We start from the raw sequence: 17,328 nt of genomic DNA on the forward strand, positions 1-17,328 counted from the left end.
TGCTGAGGAGCGTGAGGCGCGGGGCGAGAAGGCTGGGGCTGGTGCGCACGTGGCGAACGTGCCTGAGCTGCGGCCGATGCGTGAGGCCGTCGATGCTGCGATCGCGGCCGCGCGGTGGCTGACGCTGTCGGACGAGGCGTCGAAGGAGCAGGCCCGGCAGCTCGCGGACGACGTAGACGCGTCGAACGCGGCTGGTGAGCGTGCGGCGGCTCGTGCGGCGCACCGTGCGCTGTCGCGGGTGCTGAACGACCTGGGGGCGACCCCGTCGGTGCGGCTGCAGCGCGAGCTGCGGTCCCGCCGCATCCTCGAGGAGAAGGGCGGCAGCGATGACGGACACGCTGCGGCCACCGGCACGACCGGCAACGTCTCGCAGTTCGAGCGTCCCGCACCGCGCCGACGCACGAGGTAGGCGCTTCGGGTCGGTCATGCCTCGCCTGTGGACTCGTCCGCTGCGGGAGCTGACCCCGGAGACGTCTCTCGGCTTCGAGGTCATCGAGTTCGCGGACTGGGTTCGCGATCGCCTCGAGGAGCTCGATGCGAACCGGGCCGCCGGCGACGACCTCGACTACCTGGGGCTGATGCCGCGGCTGTTGGAGTGGCAGCGGTGGCTCCTGATCCACACGCTCGAGCTGCTGCCCGGCGAGGACCTCGTCCCGCGGTTCCGGACGGTGCTGCTGCTCGTGGCGCGGCAGAACGGGAAGAGCACCGTGCTGACGGTGCTGATCCTGTGGCGGCTGTTCCAGGACGGCGCCCGCATGGTCCTCGAGACCCACGCGTCGCTCGAGCACGCTCGCATGGCGTGGCAGGAGGCTGTCGACGTCGCTGAGGCGATCCCCGAGCTCGCCGACGAGATCGACAAGAAGCACGAGGGCAAGGGCTCGCAGCTCCTGCTCCTCGACGGCGGCGAGCAGTTCAAGATCGCGTCGGCGAACCGTCGCGGCGGCCGCGGGTTCCGGGGTGACTTCGTCATCTTCGACGAGCTCCGCGAGCACCAGGACTTCAAGGCGTGGTCGGCGACGGCGAAGACGACGCTCGCGCGGCGTCGCGCTCAGGTGTGGGGGGTCTCGAACGCTGGCGACAACCAGTCCGTGGTGCTCCGGCACCTGCGGAAGGTCGCCCTCGCGGCGATCACGGGCGAGCCCCTCGAGGGCGTCCCCGACGACGAGATCCACTCCGGGTCGATCGGCCTGTTCGAGTGGTCCGCCGGCGAGGTCGACGGCAAGCCGCGCGGCGTCTGGGACCGCGACGGTTGGGTCGAGAGCAACCCGTCGATGGGGCACACGCAGCTCGACGAGCGTGCGATCGCCGCGTCGGCCGCTGAGGACCCCGAGCAGGAGTTCCGCACCGAGGTGCTGTGCCAGTTCGTGACAAGCACCGGCAGCGGACCGTTCCCCACGGGCGGCTGGGAGGCCACCAGGGTGGAGCGCGTCGTGCGCGACACCGAGCGGCTGGCGACGTACTGCATCGACACGTCGTGGAACCGGCAGATGACGCACATCGCGCTGGCGTTCTACGACGTGGAGGGCCGGGCTCGCGTCGAGATCGCCGCGTCGCGCGCCGGCACCGAGTGGGTCATCCCGTGGCTCATGTCCCCGCAGCGGAAGATCGAGCCCGACTTCGTGACCCTCCAGGGCCGCGGTGCTCCGGTCGGGTCGCTGCTCCCCGACTTCGAGAAGGCCGGCATCGGAATCACCGAGTGGGGCGGCCCTGACCTCTCGCGAGCGTCGGGCGTCATGTTCGACCTGATCCGCCAGGCCGTCGACCCCGACCCTGAGGCGCGCCGCGTCGTGTTCACGCACGGCACGCAGCCGGTCCTCGACATCGCCGCGACGTCCGCGTTCGTGAAGCCCCTCGGCGACGGGTGGGCGATCGACCGGCAGAAGTCGCCCGAGGACGCCGCCCCGCTGGTCGCTGCGCTCGGTGCGCTGTGGCTGCTGAACACCAACCCGGAGCCGCGCGGCTCCGCGTACGACGACGAGGACGCGAGCGTGCTCGTGTTCTAGAACGCTGGGAGGCGCCGTGGGACTGCTGGACTTCATCCGCGGCGTGACGAACGAGATCCGCCCGAACGTGCCGATCGAGTACGTGAACCAGCTGACGAGCTCGGTGCTGAACCGGACCCCCGAGGACATGTGGCGGACGCAGCCGGCGCTGCGGTCTGTCGTGTCGTTCCGGGCCCGGAACGTCGCGCAGCTCGGTCTGCACACATTCCAGCGCGACGGCGAGAGCCGCGAGCGAGTCCGGGACAACCCGGTGGCTCAGCTGCTCCGCCGGCCGAACGCGCACCAGACGACGTACGAGCTGGTCTACGACCTCGTCGCCATGCTCGACCTGTACGACCGTGCCTTCTGGGCTCTCGGCCCTGACGACGACGCGCCCTCGGGCTGGTCGATCCGCTCGGTCCCCGCACCGTGGGTCATCGGCAAGTCCGGCGGCGACTTCTGGGGCCCCGAGAAGTGGATCATCGCTCCTCCCGGCGAGGCCCGCTTCGAGGTGCCGGCAGCCGCGATGATCGCGTTCACCGGGTGGTCGCCGCTCTCGACGACGACAGGCACCCCGCCGATCGACGCCCTGAAGCAGACCCTCGCCGAGCAGATCAGCGCGCAGGAGTTCCGCCTGCAGATGTGGAAGCGCGGCGGCCGTGTTGGCACGTACCTGACCCGTCCCGCGACGGCGCCCGCCTGGGATGCGGCCGCGCGGAACCGGTTCCGCGACTCGTTCGCGCAGTACGTGGCGTCGGGCGCGAAGGCCGGTGGGACGCCGCTGCTCGAGGACGGCATCGAGATGAAGCGCGTGGGCTTCACGGCCCGCGAAGAGGAGTACATCGAGTCTGCGAAGCTCGCCATCTCGACGGTCGCCTCGGTCTACCACGTGAACCCGACGATGATCGGGCAGCTCGACAACGCGAACTTCGCGAACGTCCGCGAGTTCCGTCGCATGCTCTACACCGAGACGCTCGGCCCCCTGATCGCGCAGATCGAGGACCGGCTGAACGCGTTCCTGGTGCCGCAGCTGACGGACGACGACGGGGTCTACGTCGAGTTCAACATCGGCGAGAAGCTGCAGGGCTCCTTCGAGGAGCAGGCGGCGGTCCTGTCGACGTCGACCGGGTCCCCGTGGATGACACGGAACGAGGCCCGGTCGCGGAACAACCTCCCGGCGATCGAGGGCGGCGACGAGCTGGTGACGCCGCTGAACGTCCTCATCGGCGGTCAGGCGTCCCCGCAGGACGGCGGCACCCCGATCGGCACCCTCGCGGCCCTGGCCGAGCTGGTGCAGCGGCGTGCACCGCAGACCGTGCGCGTGAAGGCCGACGAGCAGCCCCCGGACGAGGAGCACGTCGCCGACCTCGGCGAGACGTTCTCGGCGTTCTTCAAGCGGCAGCGGCGGGTCGTCCTCTCCGCCCTCGGCGCGAAGGCCCCTGAGTGGTGGGACGAGGACCGATGGAACGAGGAGCTGGCCGACGATCTGCTCGGCAACTCCACGGCCCTCACCAGGACCGTGGGGCGGCGCACGCTGCGCAGCGCGGGACTGGATCCCGACGCCTACGACACGGAGCGCACGCGCGCGTACCTCGCCGCCGTGGCGGCGTCGACGGCGCGCGGGGTGAACCGGGCGACGAAGGCGCAGCTCGACGCCGCGCTCGACGCCGACGAGCCGCAGGACGCACTGCGGAACGTGTTCGACGTGTCCGAGGACGCACGCTCTGCAGAGGCGGGACAGACCCTGGCGACGGGGCTGGCAGCGTTCGCGGCCGTCGAGTCCGTGAAGCAGGTCGCGCCGGGCCAGGCGACGAAGACGTGGCGCGTGACTTCGTCCAATCCGCGAGCCGCCCATTCCGCAATGGATGGAGAGACCGTTGCGGCGGATGCCGACTTCTCGAACGGGGCCAAGTGGCCGGGCGACGCCAGCGCGCTCGACGTCGATGACATCGCGGGGTGCACGTGTGTAGTGGAGGTGACGGTCTCGTGAAGGACGCTGAACGGCGGTTCTGGCCCAAGGTCGACATGGGGGAGGGGTGCTGGAACTGGCAGGCGAGTCTCCTCCGCAACGGATACGGCCAGTTCCACGCCCCCGGGACGACGCTCGCTCACCGGTACTCCTACGAGCTCCACCACGGCGCCATCCCCGAGGGCCTCGTCATCGACCACCTGTGCCGCAACAGACGTTGCGTGCGCCCGAGCCATCTCGAGGCTGTTCCGCAGGCTGTGAACCTGCAGCGTGGCGAGACCCTGAACGCCGCCGAGTCGGCCCTGACGCACTGCCTCCGCGGCCATCAGTTCAACGAGAGCACCACCTACCTCTACCGAGGGCGACGCACCTGCCGGCCATGCCGACGAGACGCCGCCCGGCTGCGGAGAGTCCAGCTGAAGGAGTCGGCATGACCACGAAGATCAAGACGACCACGCCGGTCCTGCGCATGAAGGCAGGGCCGGCGGACGGGCTGAAGGAGGGCGAGTTCCTCGTCTACCCGTCGACGTTCACGCGGACGCCGGACTCGTACGGCGACGTCGTCGCCCCGGGTGCGTTCCTCGACACGATCGCGGAGTGGAAGGACTCGGGCAACACGCTGCCGGGCCTCTTCGGGCACCGGCTCGACGACCCCGACTTCTACGTCGCCGGCGCCCTCGACATGGGCGAGGACGAGCACGGCTGGTGGGTGAAGGGCGAGTTCGACCTCGACTCCCCGAAGGGCCCGCAGGTGTACCGCCTCGTCAAGGGTGGCCGCCTGAACCAGCTGTCCTTCGCGTTCGACGTGCTCGAGGAGGGTGTCGTCGACCTCGGTGACGGGGAGACGGCGAACGAGCTGCGACGCCTGAAGGTCTACGAGTTCTCGTTCGTGCCGATCGGCGCGAACCAGGACACCAGCGTCGTGGCGGTCAAGGCGGTCACTGACCAGCTGACCGCCGACGTGAAGGAAGGACGCGTGCTCGCGTCCAAGCACATCGACTCCCTGCGCGCCGCGCAGGAGGCAATCGGGGCCGTCATCACGGCGGCCCTCGGAAGCGATGACGACAGCAAGGCCAGCGACGCCAAGGCCAAGGACGAGGAGCTCGCGAGAGCCAAGTCCGAGGAGCTGCGGCGCTCGACCGCGGAGCTGCGATCCATCGAACTGTCCCTCATCTAGGAAGGAACCCGCATGGGTCTCAAGGAACAGCTCGCCGCGGCCCGCAAGGACGCGAGCGAGTTCATCGCCAAGCTCAAGGCCGACGGCCACGAGGTCACCGACGACGAGCTCGCCGAGGCGCGCACGAAGTCCGACCTCGTCACCAACCTCGTCGCGAAGGTCGAGCGTCAGGACGCCCTCAAGGGCTTCAGCACGGTCACCGCCGTCGACGAGGACCCCCAGGAGAAGGCTCCCGCCCGCACCCTGGGCGAGCACTTCGCCAAGGCCGTCGGTGACACCCTGCGCGTCGCGCGTGGCCAGAAGGGCTTCTCGGTGTCCGCACCGGAGTTCAAGGCCGCCACGGACGCGCAGTCCATCCCGACGGTCGTCGCCCCGGCGCTGACCACGATCGACACGAACATCGTCACCGGTGTCCGTCGTCGCCTCACGGTCGCGGACCTCCTCGGCTCGGAGACGATCAGCGGCAACGCGCTGACGTACTTCGTCGAGGGCGCGCTCATCGAGGGCGGCTTCGCCAACGTCGCCGAGCTCGGCAAGAAGCCGCAGCTGCACTTCGGTGACCCGACCCCGGTCACCGAGGCTCTCGCGAAGATCGCCGGCTTCCTGAAGGAGTCCGACGAGATCCTCGAGGACGTGCCGTGGCTCGTCTCCGCGATCAACAACCGGCTGCTGTACGAGCTCGGTCTGAACGAGGAGAACCAGCTGCTGTCGGGCACGGGCACGGGTGGCAACATCCGCGGCCTGCTGAACCGCTCGGGCGTGCAGGTCGTCGCGTCGGCGAACCGGACCGACAACGCGGACGCCGTGTTCCGCGCGATCACCGCGGTGAGCCTGAACGGCGGCATCGAGGCGGACGGCCTGGTCATCAACCCGGCCGACTACCAGACCCTGCGCCTGTCGAAGGACGGGAACGGGCAGTACTTCGGCGGCGGCTTCTTCGCTGGCGAGTACGGCCAGGGCGGCATCGTGCAGCAGCCGCCCGTCTGGGGCCTCCGCACCGTCGTGACTCCGGCGATCGCTGCCGGCACCGCGCTCGTCGGCGCCTACGGCCAGGCCGCGTCCGTCATCCGCAAGGGCGGCGTGCGCGTCGAGACGACGAACTCGGACGTCGACGACTTCGAGTACAACCGCGTGACGATCCGTGCGGAGGAGCGTCTCGCTCTCGCCGTGCGCCGCCCCGCCGGCTTCGCGAAGGTCACCTTCTCGTCGGTCGCCCCGGCGTGATCCTCGGGCGGGGCTGGCCTTCGGGCTGGCCCCGCCTCCACCCCTGATCGAAGGGAGTCCCCATGGGGCTCAAGGAGTACCGCCACAACGGTGGCACGTACCAGTTCGACACCGACCAGGTGCCGAAGGGCGCCGTCCTCGTCGACGACGCCCTCGCGGCGGACCTCGCCGCGCTCGAGGCGCAGCACGACGCGCAGGTGAAGCAGCAGACACCGCCGCGGAACAAGGCCCGCGCGGCCGACACGAAGTAGGAGGCCACCGTGGCAGAGCTCGACTCGTTCGCGAAGCCCGAGGACATGGAGGCACGCACCGAGGGGATCATCCCTCAGACGCGCCCGTTCCTCGACGAGGCTCTCGCCGCGGCCTCCCTCGTCATCCGCGAACACTGCGGCTGGCACATCGCCCCCGTCGTCGATCAGGTGCAGTACGCCGGCGGCCGCGACACCGTGTTCCTCCCCACGAGGAAGCTCACGGAGCTCGTGTCCGTCGTCAACGACGGCACCGTGCTCGACGCGGGGGCGCTCGACTTCGACGAGGACACCGGGCAGGTGTTCGGCCCCCGCTGGTCGACGCGCCGCCGCGGCCTCGTCATCGCGTACCGGCACGGCCTCGACGCCGTGCCGGCCACGATCAAGGACCTCACGCTGCAGGTCGCGGCACGGGCCCTCGGGTCTCCGCTCGGCATCGTCCGCGAGCAGTCGCTCGCGTCGTCGATCGTCTGGGCGACGACGGCGGCCGGTGTGGCGGGTGGCACGGTGCTCATGCAGCACGAGCAGGATGCCCTCGCGCCGTACCGGCTGGGGTGGCACCTGTGAGGGCCTCCTTCGCGCGGCTCACGATCACGCGTCTCCGCTACCCGCTCAGGATGGATCGCGGCGTCGCAGTCATCGACTACGCGGCCGCGCCCCTCGAGCGCGACATCGATCGCTGCTGGTACGAGCCGACGTCCTCGGCCGAGAACCTGGACGCCCGCACGGCCGTCCTGACCGGCTACACGGTCGACGCGCCCGCCGGCGCCGACATCTTCGCGACCGATCACGTCCGCATCGACGGCATCGAGCACGAGGTCGTCGGCCAGCCTCTGCGGCTCCCGTCACCGACTGGCGTCCTCGAGTCGACGCGACTGACTACGAAGCGCTGGGAGGGCTGATGGCTGGCAGCGTCCGCATCGAGATCACCCCCGGTGCGATTCAGGAGATCCTGAAGTCGCCGGAGGTCCAGAACGAGCTCGGCGCCCGGGCGGACCGCATCGCCGCGGCGGCCGGGGGCGAGCCTGACTACGAGGTCGAGGTGCGTGTCGGCGCGACCCGCGCTCGCGCATCTATCCGCACGGCCTCGTTCGAGGCCATGCGGGCGGAGGCGAACGATCGGACCCTCCTTAGCGCGTTGGACGCTGGCCGGTGAGCGCCGAGCTGATCGTCCCGCCGGATCCGGTCGACGTCGTCGCCGCCGAGCTGAACGCCGCGTTCCCGTCTGTCAGCGGCTACGAGAGGGTTCGGGCGGGCGGGAGCGTCCCCGCGCAGCGCCCGCGCCAGTTCGTCCGCCTGCGGGCCGTGGGCGGCGTCCAGGGCACGGTCGCGCACGTCACACCGACGATCGCTGTCGAGTCGTACGCCGACACCCCGGGCGACGCCGCGCAGCTCGCGAACGTCACGCACGCGATCCTTCTCGCCGCGGGCCGGAACCTCCGCATGGGCGGCACGCCCTGCGCCGGCGTAGAGGTCTTCGCCCTCCCTCAAGACCTGCCCGATCCGACGACGGACCAGGCACGATCCACCGCCACGTACGCGGTGTCGCTCCGCGGCGTCGTCGCGTAGCTCCCTCCCCACACCATGGCCGCCCCGGGCGGTCGTTCACGCTGCCCGGAAAGGGGCCCCCACCATGAACAACGCATCCCGCGTCATCAACGGCAAGCCGGTCGCCGCCGGCGGTGTCGCCTGCGGTCCCCTCGGCACGCCGCTGCCCGAGACGGCCGTGTCCGAGCTCGACCCGGCGCTCATCCGCGCCGGCTACATCAGCGAGGACGGTGTCACGAAGAGCGAGTCGCGCGACACGAACGAGCTGAAGGAGTGGGGCGGCCTCACCGTCAAGCGGTCGACGACGGGCTTCGCCGTCACGCTCGCGTTCCAGTTCCTCGAGTACCTCAACCCCGTCGGCGCTCGCGCGATCTACGGCGAGAACGCGGTGAAGGTCACCGCGGCCACGGCCGAGCACGGCGAGCAGATGGTCGTCAAGGTCTCCGGCCAGGAGGCGCCGCACCTCGCGTGGTGCTTCGACATGGCCGACGGCGACGCGCACCTGAAGGTGAACGTCCCCGACGGGCAGATCACCGAGACGGGCGACACCCCGTACTCGAACAGCGACGGTGCCGTGCGCGACGTCACCCTCTCGGCCTACCCCGACGAGGACGGCGTGCTCATCTACGAGCTCACCGACGACGGCAAGAAGACCCCCCTCGTCACGACCGCGAACATCGCGTCGCTGACGACCGAGACCGCGCCGGCCCCCAGCAAGTAGGCGCACCCGATCAGCGGGCCGGGGCGACGGGACTCCTCCCGGCCCGCTGTCACCCCTCACCGGAGTCCCACCCACGAAGGAGTCCCACCGTGACGTTCGAAGTTCCCCCGTCGAAGGCGTCCATCGACCAGAACCAGTGGTCGTTCAAGATGCCCGGCGACCGCAAGACCTACAAGGTCCCGAAGCTGCAGTTCATGCGCCCGTCGCTCATGCGGCAGATGGACGCCACCTCGAACCGCATCGACCGCGTCTACGCGCTGCTCGAGCACTACCACCCCGGCCTCGTCGACCACTTCGAGGGCCTCGACCAGATCGAGGCGTTCTACGGCGCCTGGGCGGAGGCGTCGGGCCTGACCGTGGGGGAATCCTCGGCCTCCTCCACGTCCTAGACGAACACGAGGAGGCCCTCCGCTACGACCTCTTCATGGCCGGGCGATCCCTCGATGACCTGGGATCGCCCGGCTTCTCGTGGCTGGACCTGCGCGCGCTCATGCTCTGGTCGCCGACGACGTCCGCCTACGCCCGGGCTGCGCTCGGGAACGACGTCGCGCAGGCAGCGCAGCTCGACACGCAGCTGCTGTACCTGCTCGTCGACCTCATCGCAGGCGGCAACTGGCAGCGCAGCGGCGGCAAGGGTTCCCGGCCGAAGCCGATGAAGCGCCCCGGCGCCGACAAAAAGGTCGGCGGCACCACCGTCATGGAGCTCGACGAGCTCGACGCATTCCTGGGGTGGTCGCCCCGTCGATGAGAAAGGCGGTGGCCGCATGGCTACTGAGCTGGCCACCGCCTACATCTCCCTCGTCCCCTCGATGCGCGGCGCGCAGGGCGAGATCGCCCGTTCGCTCGTCCCCGACGCGTCCGCCGCAGGCACCGCCGCTGGTGGCGCTGCGGGCGCGACCCTCGGCGCGGGTCTCATCGCGGCGCTCCCCGTCGCGGCGATCGGCGCCGCCCTCGTCGGGTCGTTCGTCGGCCTCTACAAGGTCGGCAGCATCTTCGACGACGTCACCGACACGATCCGCGTCGGCACCGGCGCCCAGGGTGAAGCGCTGCAGGGGCTGTCCGACGTCGCGAAGGACGTCGCGACGTCGGTCCCCGCCAGCTTCGAGGACGCCGGCACCGCGGTCGCCGACCTGAACACCCGCCTGGGCCTCTCGGGCGACTCCCTGACGACCGTCGCCTCGCAGTACCTCGAGGCGGGCCGCATCCTCGGCACCGAGGTCGACATCCAGTCGACCACCGCCGCGTTCTCCGCCTTCGGCATCGAGGGCGACGCCGTATCCGGTGCCCTCGACGAGCTGTTCCAGGTGTCGCAGGCGACCGGCGTCGGCATGAACGAGCTCGCGGCGTCCGTCCAGAAGAACGCCCCCGCGGTGCAGAACCTCGGGTTCTCGTTCTCCGAGACTGCAGCGCTGGCCGGTTCCCTCGACAAGGCCGGTCTGAACACCGGCGCGATCATGGGCTCGCTGTCGAAGTCCCTCGTCACCCTGGCGAAGGATGGGCAGGAGCCGCAGGCCGCCTTCGAGGGTGTCATCACCCAGCTCGAGGGCTTCATCAGCGCAGGCGACACCGCGTCCGCGATCGACCTCGCCGGGAAGGTCTTCGGCACGAAGGGCGCCAGCCAGCTGGTCGGCGCGATCCAGTCCGGCACCCTCGCCCTCGACGACCTGGTGGGCGCTGCGGGACTCTCTGGCGACACCATCCTCGGTGTCGCGGCCGAGACCGCCGACTTCGCCGAGTCGTGGACCCTCGTCAAGAACAACGCCCTGTCCGCCCTCGAGCCGCTGTCCACCGCCGTGTTCAACCTCGCCGGAGGAGCCATGGCCGAGGTAGCCACGAAGGCGCGCGAGCTCGCCCCCGTCATCTCCGAGGGCTTGACCGCCGGTCTCGCCGTCGTCGGGCCGCTGCTCTCGTCCGTCGGTGCCGCTCTCGGGCCCGTGCTCGCCTCGGTCGGCAGCTCCATCGGACCGCTCCTGGCATCCCTCGGGACGGCGCTGGGGCCGCTGGTGACCTCGGTCCTGCAGGTCTGGCAGGCGTTCTCGCCGCTTGCCCTGATCTTCGGGGTGATCCAGCCGCTACTGCCGACGCTCCTCGGGGCGTTCACGCAGCTCGCGACGACCCTCGGCGGGGCCCTGACCACCGTGCTGCAGTCGCTCCTGACGGCCCTCGCCCCGGTGGTCACCGTCCTGTCGTCGACCCTCACGTCGACGCTGGTCAGCATCCTGCCCGTGATCCTGCAGGTCGCTACGACCCTCGGTGGTGTGCTCGCGGGGGCCCTGACGACGCTCGCCCCGCAGCTCGGCCTGCTCGCCGCGACCGTCGGCAGCGTCCTGACGACGACCCTCGCAGCGCTCTCACCGGTGCTCGGCATGGTCGCCGGCCTGATCGCCTCGGTCCTCACCGCGGTCCTGCCCCTGGTGCCCGTGATCCTGAGCCTCGTGACGGCGATCGCGCCCCTGGTGGTGCAGCTGATCGGTGCCCTTGCGCCGGTCCTCTCCGCGGTCGTGCCGCTCTTCGGGGCGATCATCTCAGCGATCACACCCCTCATCACGACCATCATCGGCGTCCTGGTGCCCGTCATCTCGGCCCTCCTGCCAGTCGTGACGACCGTGTTCGGCGTGATCGTCGACATCATCACGGCCGCGCTGCAGATCGTGCAGGGCATCATCCAGGTCGTCACCGGTGTCATCACAGGGAACTGGTCCCAGGTCTGGGCCGGGCTCGGCAACATCGTGTCCGGGGCGTGGAACCTGATCCAGTCGGTCGTGACAGGCGCCCTCGCGATCGTCGGGTCGGTCATCTCGACCGCCCTGAACGGCATCAAGGCCGTCTTCTCGGCCGCGTGGAACGGGCTGACGAGCATCGTGTCCGGGGCCTGGTCCGCCGTCAGCGGTGCCGTGTCGACCGGGGTGCAGACCGCGATCCGGTTCGTCGCCGAGCTGCCTGGGAAGGCAGCTGACGCCCTCGGCAACCTCGGCTCCACCCTGGCCGCCTCCGGCAGGGCCCTGATCCAGGGCTTCATCGACGGCATCAAGGCCATGGTCGGCAAGGTCGGCGACGCCGTCGGCGGGGTCCTCGACTTCGCGAAGGGCTTATTCCCGAACTCGCCCGCCGACCGGGGGCCGTTCTCCGGCGCCGGGTGGACCCGAGTCAAGAAGTCCGGCTCGGCGATCCTCGACGCCGCGTTCGGCGACCTCGACGAGCGACAGGTGGACCTCAGCGCAGCGATCGGCTTCACCGCCACGGGCGCGTCGGCGTTCCTCCCGAGGGGCGCGTCCGCCGCGTCCCTCCGCGCGCTGCAGGCCCCCGTGGTCGCTGCGCCGGCGGGTGGGCTGCCCGACCGCATCGCCCTCGTCGACCAGGACGGCAGCATCCTCGCGCTGACCCGGGTCGTCGCCCGCGACGAGGTGGCCTCCGCGTCGCAGTCGAAGGCGCTGGGCCTGTCGACCGGCCGCCAGCGGGGCAAGCAGTAACGGCGGTGACCGGGTACGCCCGGTCACCGCCCCTTCGGCATTCGACCTAAGGGAGTCCTCATGCAGGTGATCGACGGCGGCAACGCGGCATCGGTCTTCGACAGCACCCTCGACGGGGGCAACGCCGCGTCGGTGTTCACGAACGTCGAGCTGGTGCCCCGCCTCGATCGGGCCCCGGTGGAACGGGTCGAGGTCACGGTGACGGAGATCCTGCCCGACGCGGTGTACGTCGACATCTACCGCCTCGCCGAGGGCCGCTCGATGCTGGTCCGAGGCGGCGTACGCGTCTACGCCGTCGGAGGTGTCACCGTCGTCGACTTCGAGGCGCCCTTCGGTGTCCCGATCACGTACCGCGCGGAGATGTTCGCCGACCAGGCGGGCACCGCATCGCTCGGCTTCACCGGCTCCGCGGACACGTTCCTCGACGTGACGTCGACGTGCGTGCACCAGCCGCTGAACCCGGAGCTGGCCGTGTGGCCGATCCGCCTGCAGGCCACCGCCGAGGACGTCACCCGCAGCACCCCGGGCGAGCTCGTCTACACCGAGGGCGCGTCCGTCGGCACATGGGTCGGACAGACCCGCCGCGGCATCGAGGGCCTGACGTTCGACCTGATGACTGCCACGCAGGAGGAGGCGAACACGTTCCAGGCGATGCTCGGCGGGTACGGCCTCTCGAACGTCGCCGTGCTCTGCATCCGCACGCCGCCCCCCATGCGCATCCCGAGGGTCTTCTTCGGCACCGTCCCCGAGCTGCACGAGCTCGACGTCGACGTCGCGAACGGTGGCACCGCCGTCCGGTTCCAGTTCGTCTCCGACGAGGCCCAGCCGCCCGCTCCCGGCCTCGTGACCGCGATCCTGTCCAGGGACGACATCGACGCCGCCTACCCGACGAGAGAGGCGCGTGCAGCCGCGTACCTCACCCGCCTCGACCGCGACCGCGACTACTCGCTCGCAGGGCTGGCCGGCTGATGCGGATCCACACCGAGCAGTGCCGTCAGGTGCTCACGCACTCGTTCCACCGGCGCTGGGTAGCTGACCTGTACTACGACGGCGTGCGCCGCCTCGCTGACCTGCCGATCTCCTCCCCGTCGTTCACGGACGACGGGGACGCGCAGGTGCAGCAGACCGGGACGGTCACGGTCACCTACTCCGGCAACTTCGCCGAGACGATCGTCCCGAAGACGGCCGCGGACTACCTCGCACCGTTCGGCGCGGAGCTCGCGGTCTACGTCCTCGTCCAGGCGGGCCCGTTCGTCGAGCGCATCCCGATGGGCTGGTACCGGATCACGGAACCGTCCGACAGCTACGAGGCGTCCGCGGTGTTCCAGGGCCGACGCATCGTCGTCGGCTCGACCGTGAAGCTCGCCCTGCAGGACCGCCTCGTGCGCGTGCAGCGGGACCGCTTCGACCTCCCGAGCTCGCCTCCCCAGCAGGAGTCGGTGCTGACGGAGATCGGCCGGCTCACGGGCTTGCAGATCACCCGGCAGGTCGACGACCGGCCGATCCCGTCCGGGGTCGCGTACGAGGAGGACCGCCTCGAGGCCGTCTACGACCTCGCCGACGTCCTCGACGCGGTGCCGCACCCGCTGCCCGACGGGTCGCTGGGGCAGCGGCCGAACGTCTGGCCGGCCCCCGTCGACAGGCTCCGACGCGGCGACGGCGGCACCCTCGTCAACGTCGGCCGCTCCATGTCGGCGGAGCGCGTCTACAACCGGGTAGCGATCCGGTCCGCATCGACCGACCAGCGCGTCATCCTCGCCGTCGTCGAGCTCACCGAGGGCCCGCTGCGCGCCTCGAACGCTGACGGCACGGTGTCGCCATTCGGCCGGGCGACGTACTTCTACAGCTCGGACAAGATCACCACCGTCGAGCAGGCAGAGGCGTACGCGCAGCAGCTCGCCCCGCGCGTCTCGAGTCTCCGCGCGGTCGAGGTCCCCGTCGTCGAGAAGTTCAACCCGCTCCGCGAGGTCGGCGACGTCGTCGTGGTCGAGCGTGACGACCCGGCCGAGACGTTCACGGGTCGGATCAAGAAGATCGACCGCGACGACACCGCGACGCAGACGCTGACGATGGAGGTCGCCTGATGGACGAAGTCGCGGTCGTCCAGGGCCTCCTCGACGGCAAGGCCACGGTGAACACCTACCTGGCGACGTTCGTGTCGTTCGCGCGGGACCGGATGCAGTTCGACATCGGGCCCGAGCGGATCGACGCGCGCGCGATGACGGCCTACCGGCCTGAGGTCAACGAGCCGGTCTGGATCGTCGCGATCAACGGCCGGTTCTACTTCATTGGGTCGGCGCTGTCGAAGCCCGGCCAGGGCGAGGTGCTCGACGTCGTCGACGGCCGCGCGATCGTCGGCACTGACATCGGCGACGTCTCGGCGACGATCGCGGAAGGCATCGAGCTCGTCCCGGGCAGCATCGTCACGCTCTACTGGCAGGGCGGCGCGACCGTGATGAACGTCCTGTCGTCACCGCCGCCCGTCGTCGAGCCGCCACCCGCGCAGACCGCCGGTCCGACGCAGCACGTCGACACGTTCCTCGCGCTCGATGCGGGCACGTTCGGCGGCGGCAACTGGAAGCAGCGTCAGGTGTGGGCCTCAGCGTCGACCCTCGGCGCCTGGTTCTACGGCACGAAGATCGTCGACACCCTGCGGGCCGCGCAGGTGCAGCGGATCGAGATCTACTGCACCCTCGCGCAGGTGTTCGGCGATGCCCCGGTCTTCGCGACGCACCCTCACCCCTCGCAGCCGCCCGGGGCGCCGTCTCTGTCGAATTCGACGGCCCGCCAGGTGTCGTCGGGCATCTGGCTCGAGCTGCCGGTCGCGTTCGGGCAGTGGCTCGCCGCGAACGTCGGCGGCATCGGCCTCAACCACGGCGGCTTCAACAAGTTCCGCTCGCTCACGGAGGACCCTCAGTCCGGGGCCCTCCGCATCACCTCGATCTACTGAAGGAGCTGCCGCCATGGCCTCAAACAGCATGGGCCCGAAGAACGAACCGGAGTACGCCGGCGGCGGCGCCCCGGCCGACGCGGCCGACCTCACAGAGATCGCGAAGTACGCCGCCCTCGTCGGCAACCACCGCGAGGGCACTGCGCTCGAGCGCCAGAACCTCGCCACCGTCGAGAAGTGGAAGGGCCTCCTCTGGTCCGACACCGACACCGGCCTGCTGCTCTTCTACACGGGCGCCGCATGGGTCACCGTGGGCGTCCCCGGGGCGCTTCGCTCGGCGAAGGCCGGTTACTTCCAGAACGCGGTCGGTGGTGGCGGCACGGCCGCGTCCCGGTCGTTCGCCGCGAAGCCGTACGCACGCCGCGTCGTCATCCGTGTCGACGGCACCGGCGGCTTCGGCGGCACCGAGGGCTACGTGACGCCGGCACTGTCCTGGACCGGAGCCGGCGTCGTCGTGACGTCGAACGGGCAGACGCACTCCGCCAGCCCCTCGAGCGCGGGCGCGGAGAACGGCTCGTACTTCCCCGGCGGCCGCTTCGTGCACGTCGGCCGCACCTTCGACGTCGAGATCCCCGCGAACGTCACCTGCACCCTCAACGTCACCACGGACGCCTCGGTGATCGCCTACTACCGCTGGACCGTCCACTTCGAGGAGTACGGCGCCGGCGAGATCGCCTGACGCCCTGAGCCTGATCGGAGGCACCATGCCCGCATCCGTGGGTCTGTCCCGCTACGCCGAGCTCCGCGGCATCGAGCAGTTCGTGAACGCTGCCGACGCCGCCCTGCTCCTGACCGCCCTCCTCGACGACGTCGCCAAGCTGCCGGGCTGCTACCGGGCGACGGTGAACGAGGGCAACCGCTCCCGGCCCCGGCAGTTGATCGTCTTCGAGCGCAGCAAGAACGGCGGCCCGCTCGCCGCGACGCCGTTCAACTCCACGCACGACGAGATCCGCATCGGCAGTGCCGTCGACCTCGGCGGTCCGAACGGGGAGGCCCTCGCCGGGCCCACCCTCGCCGCGATCCGCCGTCTCGGGCCCGCGTACGGGGTCCTGCCGACCGGCATGGACTTCTCCCGCCCCGAGTCCTGGCACTTCAACATCTACCCCGCCATGGCCGCCGCGATGCTCGCTCTCCTGCGCGCACGCGACGCCGGCACCCCGACCCCGCCCCCCGAGGAGGACGACATGACCGACATCGCGTTCGTCGAAGTGAACGACCCCAAGTCCGTCTGGCACGGCTCGACCGGCTACTACACCTCCGGCGAGGGCTTCGTCGTGACCTCGGAGGGCGGCCAGGGACGAGGCCTCTACGAGGCGAAGCGGCTCACCGCGGGCGTCTTCGGCCTCAAGGTCGAGCACCGCACGACCGACGAGGCCGGCTGGATCCTCGCCCGCGCCGCCGAGCGCCCCGACCCCGCCGTGTTCGACACCGCGGCGATCGCCGGTGCCGTGGCCGCGAGCCTCAAGGCTGGCGGCTCGCTCGCCTCGACCGCGATCACGGCCGAGGTCGTGCAGCAGATCACCCAGGGCGTCGCCGACACCCTGTCCGCCCGTCTCAAGTCCTGATCGGAGCCCACCATGAACCCCGTCCTGCAGCGCTTCGCACCGAGCGTCCTCTCGTTCCTCGTCCTCGTCGTCGGCGGCGTGCAGGTCGCCGTCGCGGCCGGGCCCATCACGCCCGTCGTCCTGGCGCAGCTCGTCGTGCTCGTCCTCACGACGTTCACCACCTGGCTGGTCCCGCTCGTCGGCACCCGCTGGCGCGGCAAGGTGAAGACCGGCGTCGAGCTGCTTGGTGTCGCGGTCACCCTCGCCCTGCCCTTCATCGCGACGGGCGCGATCACCTGGTCGCAGCTGCTGCTCGTCCTGGTCGCGTTCATCAAGGCCGGCGCCGCCGAGCTCGGCGTGCAGATCCGCACCGAGCCCGTCGTCGCGCCGAAGGAGGGCGACGTGTTCGTCGTCACCGGCGTCGACCGCATCCCGGGGCCCGACCACCTGGCGACCAGCTGATGCGGTCCTCCCTCGGTTGGGCCCGGCGCCTCT

Annotated in this window: 21 protein-coding genes; all 21 read left to right on the forward strand. The window is 70.6% G+C overall.

The genetic code is table 11. The features are described 5' to 3' along the window. Positions 1-49: 49 nt before the first annotated feature. The 21 genes from JOE43_RS10370 to JOE43_RS10470 all read left to right on the forward strand — a co-directional run bounded on the left by JOE43_RS10370 (position 50) and on the right by JOE43_RS10470 (position 17,295). Positions 50-409, forward strand: a complete 360-nt coding sequence (locus tag JOE43_RS10370; protein WP_209517545.1) for a hypothetical protein — start codon at positions 50-52, stop codon at positions 407-409. Positions 410-425: 16 nt separating this feature from the next. Beyond that, entirely contained in the window at positions 426-2,003 is a 1,578-nt protein-coding gene (locus JOE43_RS10375) for a terminase large subunit domain-containing protein (RefSeq protein WP_209517549.1), read from the forward strand. Between the two features lie 16 nt (positions 2,004-2,019). Beyond that, on the forward strand, positions 2,020-3,972 hold the full coding sequence (locus JOE43_RS10380) for a phage portal protein (RefSeq protein WP_209517551.1): 1,953 nt from the start codon (positions 2,020-2,022) through the stop codon (positions 3,970-3,972). Then, complete coding sequence (locus tag JOE43_RS10385; RefSeq protein ID WP_209517553.1) at positions 3,969-4,385, forward strand: HNH endonuclease signature motif containing protein; 417 nt, start codon at positions 3,969-3,971, stop codon at positions 4,383-4,385. The genes JOE43_RS10380 and JOE43_RS10385 overlap by 4 nt, the downstream gene beginning before the upstream one ends. Continuing rightward, positions 4,382-5,128 carry an HK97 family phage prohead protease gene (locus JOE43_RS10390; protein WP_209517555.1) on the forward strand — a complete coding sequence of 249 codons (747 nt, stop codon included), beginning with the start codon at positions 4,382-4,384 and terminating at the stop codon, positions 5,126-5,128. Before JOE43_RS10385 ends, JOE43_RS10390 begins: the two co-directional genes overlap by 4 nt. Before the next feature lie 12 nt (positions 5,129-5,140). Further along, positions 5,141-6,352 (forward strand): phage major capsid protein, encoded by a 1,212-nt coding sequence (locus JOE43_RS10395; protein ID WP_209517557.1) that lies wholly within the window; start codon positions 5,141-5,143, stop codon positions 6,350-6,352. Between the two features lie 62 nt (positions 6,353-6,414). Next, on the forward strand, positions 6,415-6,603 hold the full coding sequence (locus tag JOE43_RS10400; RefSeq protein WP_209517560.1) for a hypothetical protein: 189 nt from the start codon (positions 6,415-6,417) through the stop codon (positions 6,601-6,603). Between the two features lie 9 nt (positions 6,604-6,612). Continuing rightward, the gene (locus tag JOE43_RS10405; protein WP_209517562.1) at positions 6,613-7,167 is read left to right on the forward strand and encodes a hypothetical protein; all 555 of its coding nucleotides are present in this window, start codon (positions 6,613-6,615) and stop codon (positions 7,165-7,167) included. 50 nt (positions 7,168-7,217) lie between these two features. Further along, on the forward strand, positions 7,218-7,502 hold the full coding sequence (locus JOE43_RS10410) for a hypothetical protein (RefSeq protein WP_209517564.1): 285 nt from the start codon (positions 7,218-7,220) through the stop codon (positions 7,500-7,502). Continuing rightward, entirely contained in the window at positions 7,502-7,756 is a 255-nt protein-coding gene (locus JOE43_RS10415; protein WP_209517567.1) for a hypothetical protein, read from the forward strand. The genes JOE43_RS10410 and JOE43_RS10415 overlap by 1 nt, the downstream gene beginning before the upstream one ends. Then, positions 7,753-8,169 (forward strand): hypothetical protein, encoded by a 417-nt coding sequence (locus tag JOE43_RS10420; protein WP_209517569.1) that lies wholly within the window; start codon positions 7,753-7,755, stop codon positions 8,167-8,169. The genes JOE43_RS10415 and JOE43_RS10420 overlap by 4 nt, the downstream gene beginning before the upstream one ends. A gap of 64 nt (positions 8,170-8,233) precedes the next feature. Continuing rightward, the gene (locus JOE43_RS10425) at positions 8,234-8,869 is read left to right on the forward strand and encodes a hypothetical protein (RefSeq protein WP_209517571.1); all 636 of its coding nucleotides are present in this window, start codon (positions 8,234-8,236) and stop codon (positions 8,867-8,869) included. 89 nt (positions 8,870-8,958) lie between these two features. Further along, positions 8,959-9,258: a hypothetical protein gene (locus tag JOE43_RS10430; RefSeq protein ID WP_209517573.1), complete on the forward strand. Its 300-nt coding sequence runs from the start codon at positions 8,959-8,961 to the stop codon at positions 9,256-9,258. 35 nt (positions 9,259-9,293) lie between these two features. After that, a complete protein-coding gene (locus JOE43_RS10435) occupies positions 9,294-9,617 on the forward strand; it encodes a hypothetical protein (protein WP_209517575.1) in 324 nt (107 codons plus the stop codon). A 16-nt stretch (positions 9,618-9,633) separates the two neighbouring features. Then, positions 9,634-12,339, forward strand: a complete 2,706-nt coding sequence (locus JOE43_RS10440) for a phage tail tape measure protein (RefSeq protein ID WP_209517577.1) — start codon at positions 9,634-9,636, stop codon at positions 12,337-12,339. A gap of 60 nt (positions 12,340-12,399) precedes the next feature. After that, positions 12,400-13,308, forward strand: a complete 909-nt coding sequence (locus tag JOE43_RS10445) for a hypothetical protein (protein ID WP_209517579.1) — start codon at positions 12,400-12,402, stop codon at positions 13,306-13,308. Beyond that, positions 13,308-14,423: a hypothetical protein gene (locus JOE43_RS10450; protein ID WP_209517581.1), complete on the forward strand. Its 1,116-nt coding sequence runs from the start codon at positions 13,308-13,310 to the stop codon at positions 14,421-14,423. Before JOE43_RS10445 ends, JOE43_RS10450 begins: the two co-directional genes overlap by 1 nt. After that, positions 14,423-15,289, forward strand: coding sequence for a hypothetical protein (locus JOE43_RS10455; RefSeq protein ID WP_209517583.1), 867 nt, complete (start codon positions 14,423-14,425; stop codon positions 15,287-15,289). Before JOE43_RS10450 ends, JOE43_RS10455 begins: the two co-directional genes overlap by 1 nt. A gap of 13 nt (positions 15,290-15,302) precedes the next feature. Continuing rightward, positions 15,303-15,968: a hypothetical protein gene (locus JOE43_RS10460; protein ID WP_209517585.1), complete on the forward strand. Its 666-nt coding sequence runs from the start codon at positions 15,303-15,305 to the stop codon at positions 15,966-15,968. A gap of 25 nt (positions 15,969-15,993) precedes the next feature. Continuing rightward, complete coding sequence (locus tag JOE43_RS10465) at positions 15,994-16,854, forward strand: hypothetical protein (RefSeq protein WP_209517587.1); 861 nt, start codon at positions 15,994-15,996, stop codon at positions 16,852-16,854. A gap of 12 nt (positions 16,855-16,866) precedes the next feature. Beyond that, positions 16,867-17,295, forward strand: coding sequence for a hypothetical protein (locus JOE43_RS10470; RefSeq protein WP_209517588.1), 429 nt, complete (start codon positions 16,867-16,869; stop codon positions 17,293-17,295). The last annotated feature ends 33 nt before the right edge of the window (positions 17,296-17,328 follow it).

This window comes from Frigoribacterium sp. PvP121, assembly GCF_017833115.1.
GTDB lineage: Bacteria > Actinomycetota > Actinomycetes > Actinomycetales > Microbacteriaceae > Frigoribacterium > Frigoribacterium endophyticum.